Source organism: Fretibacterium fastidiosum (genome assembly GCF_000210715.1).
Classification (GTDB): Bacteria; Synergistota; Synergistia; order Synergistales; family Aminobacteriaceae; genus Fretibacterium; species Fretibacterium fastidiosum.
On the sequence record NC_021038.1, the window covers coordinates 2,711,991 to 2,715,021 of the forward strand.

The 3,031-nt window shown below is 45.5% G+C and carries 4 protein-coding genes; all 4 read left to right on the forward strand.

What is annotated here, in order from left to right; genetic code table 11:
* Positions 1 to 367 precede the first annotated feature (367 nt).
* Positions 368 to 802 carry a hypothetical protein gene (locus SY1_RS12170; RefSeq protein ID WP_208873909.1) on the forward strand — a complete coding sequence of 145 codons (435 nt, stop codon included), beginning with the start codon at positions 368 to 370 and terminating at the stop codon, positions 800 to 802.
* A 102-nt stretch (positions 803 to 904) separates the two neighbouring features.
* Complete coding sequence (locus SY1_RS12175) at positions 905 to 1,279, forward strand: hypothetical protein (RefSeq protein WP_208873910.1); 375 nt, start codon at positions 905 to 907, stop codon at positions 1,277 to 1,279.
* 58 nt (positions 1,280 to 1,337) lie between these two features.
* Complete coding sequence (locus SY1_RS12180; protein WP_208873911.1) at positions 1,338 to 2,486, forward strand: ankyrin repeat domain-containing protein; 1,149 nt, start codon at positions 1,338 to 1,340, stop codon at positions 2,484 to 2,486.
* Positions 2,487 to 2,708: 222 nt separating this feature from the next.
* Positions 2,709 to 3,031, forward strand: a 323-nt coding sequence (locus tag SY1_RS12185) for a hypothetical protein (RefSeq protein ID WP_208873912.1), incomplete at its 3' end; no start/stop codon positions are given.

The following is a 3,031-nucleotide window of genomic DNA, read 5'->3' on the forward strand; positions in this document are numbered from 1 at the left end:
AATAAACTGGGGTCCTAAAAACGCGCCGCTTGCTTTGCCTCCCCTGCAAGGGGAGGTGGCCCAACGGGCCGGAGGGATTGCTCGGTCGTGCCCCTTCAGGAGCTGGCAGCCCTTCTTTATAAACCTCAGTCGATGTTCATACCTCTGATCTTCTTTTCAGAAAATCAACGACAACTTCTTGTTCCCCCTCTTGACACGGCCCGGCAACCTTGATAGGATAAAAATATATCGTTGTTATGCTTCATGGATATAGACTTGGAACTCGGAAGGGCAAACGGGAGCGCCGCGGCGACGCGCAGACCTGAACAACCACGAATTCCTGAAAACGACAGCGCGAAGCGCCCCCGGAGAAGGGAGGTTTCGCATTGTGTGTTTCGCTTCTGAGGAAAATAAAAATACTTGGACAAAAAATCGTTCTTTGAGAAGGTGGAAAGGAATAACGTTATGCCCTTTAGCGGATTATTTTGCTGCCGTTATACTTGTGAAGGGTGATCCTTACCTGATATTTACGTGGTATTTCATGTTTTTTTTAGTCGCTTCTTTGCTTTCTCTGCTCTGTTCACTATGGTTTAGATATGGGTTGTTTGGTCATCCTATTCAGCAAACCCGTAAAAAAATATTGTTATTTTTCTTGATCGCTGTTGTGGATATTTTATTTTATAAAATCGTTGTTGAGGTTACGCGTATTTGTGCCCCTGATTTTTTTATATCTGCGTTTTTCTCTCAATGGAGGTTTTTATGGCGTGGTTCAATGAGGTGGATATTGCTTTATTATTTTTCAGGAAGGGTCATTTTAGAATAATAAATAGGTTCCGCGTTATTCTGTGTGGGCACATTTGAGTATGAAGTTGAGTTTTTCTTTAATACATGCTTTGGCTTTCTATAAATAAAGGAGTGGTTAAAGATGATGAAAATATTCAACTACAAAATAGAGTTATTTTTAATCTATTTTTCTTACCTTGTTCCAATGTTGCATTTTTTATTAAACTCTGGAAGGGAAATACACTTTTTGTATAAAGCTATAATTTCAATATTAGCTTTATTGATTTTTGTAATACTGCTTAAAGGTGTGTTGTTTAATGACTATGTTATATTAAGAGGGATTTTTTGGGGTCATGTTTTTTGTCTTTCACTTCCCATTGCAATTTACTATTTTTGTATCGAACGGAAAGGGGATTTTCTTTATGATATTTCTATGGTCTTGTGGCTATTTATAGTAAACATCATTTTTTTCCGGGCCGTACTCGATGCTCGTAAAAGGGAGGAAAAATCACAATGAGTAACTGGTTTATTGATGGTGGTAGGTTTTGGCTTCTTGAAAATTACGATGTTCCTTTTTGAAAATCTTAGGGGATACGAGCCTCTTTATCCTCTCTTTTAAAATGCAAAAACGACGAACGGCTGAAAAATTCAGAAGAAGCGGGAGGCGAAAGTCCTTGCGACGGAAGTTATCTGCAGCGAGCGCGTGTTTTTTTGTGGCGTCCATCCTTTGGCTCTTGGGCTTGGCAGCGCCGGCCCTTGGCGCTATTGGCAAGGATGACTTTTTTACCTTGGTCGAGAGCGGCGACATTGCGGAGATAGAGGCTGCGATTCAGAAAGGGCAGGATATTGAGCAGGAGAATTCTTACGGGTGGACGCCCCTGTTCATAGCCGTCAAGAGGGGAGACCCTGATGTTGTCCGCCTGCTGCTCCGTGCCTCGGCGAACCCCGGACACAGGGCTAACGGGGATATGACCGCTTTGCACTGTGCCATGATTGGCCCGATGAAGGGCTGCCCTCTGGAGAAGACGCTTGAGATCGTGAACCTTCTGTTGTTGGAGGATATGAGCCTGGCCAATGCCCGGAATTGTGACGGAACGACGTCGCTGCACATTGCAGCGCTGCTTTGCAGTGACAGGGAAATCCGCAACCAAATCCAGCAGGGGGATTTGAAGGATATTCCACGGCTGCTGGAGGTTCTGCTCAGTGCAGGTGCGGACCCAAATATCAAGGATAAGAAAGGAAATACGGCGCTGCATGATGCAGTATTGGGATCGGATGATGAGGTGGCGCTCCTGTTGATTCAGTCGGGAGCTGAGGTCAACGCCAGCAACAACGAAGGAGTGACGCCTCTTTGTTTCGCTTCCGGCATGGGGCTGCCGCGGGTGGTGTCCGCTCTGCTGGAGCGTGGGGCCAATCCAAATGTCCGCATGGAGGGTGTAACGCCTTTACATATGGCAACGGGAATAACCCTGACAGACCAAAGACCTTCGGGAGAATGGGAGAGCTTCAGCGAGATGCTGAAGCGCACGGGAAGGGATGGAACCGACTTCCTGAAGGTGGCGAAAGCCCTGGTCGAGGCCGGGGCTGAGGTCAACGCTCTACGCAGTCAAGGTAAAAAGAGAACGCCGCTCGACATGGCCGAGATGTGTAGGAATACGATGGTTGCGGAATACCTCAAGAGCGTCGGTGGCAAGAGGTGGAAGCCTTGGTACTGGCCGTTCTGAAATGAACGGTGAGCGAATTATCTTCAGGATAGGCAGTCTTGGATAGATTTTTGGGGTGTTTCTGGAGAAAAGGGAGTGAAGTACGATGTTCGTTATGTATTCCATAACTCCCATTGGTGACAAAATACCAACCTGCGGAGAATTCCTGGTCATGTGGGGTGCGATGTTTATTGTCGTTGTTTTATATATTGACAGAAAAATCCGTTAGAGAGGTGAAGGTAAATGATAGGGACTTTTTTGATTGACGGGCTAAAAAATTTAGGGGATTTTCTTTGGGAAGTTATTGATAAAGGAGAAGTTTTTATTGGAGGTCTTATGGATTTAGTTGTTAATGGGGCAAGTTGGGGTTTGTCTGGGATAAATCTTATTCATCAGGCTTATAAAATGAATAAAGACGCCCTGCCTCGAATGAAGGAATTGGGCGATAAAAGAAATTGGGAATTCTACCGTCTATTATATCATGAGAAATATGGAGCGTGGCCTGATAGTCAAGCTGTCCTCACCCGCCGCGACCCGTTGGTCCTGGACCTGAACCGGGATGGCAA

What these genes read in the sequence shown, in the direction of transcription:
- SY1_RS12175 (WP_208873910.1), top strand. Translation starts at nt 905, where the DNA reads ATGATGAAAATATTCAACTACAAAATAGAGTTATTTTTAATCTATTTT.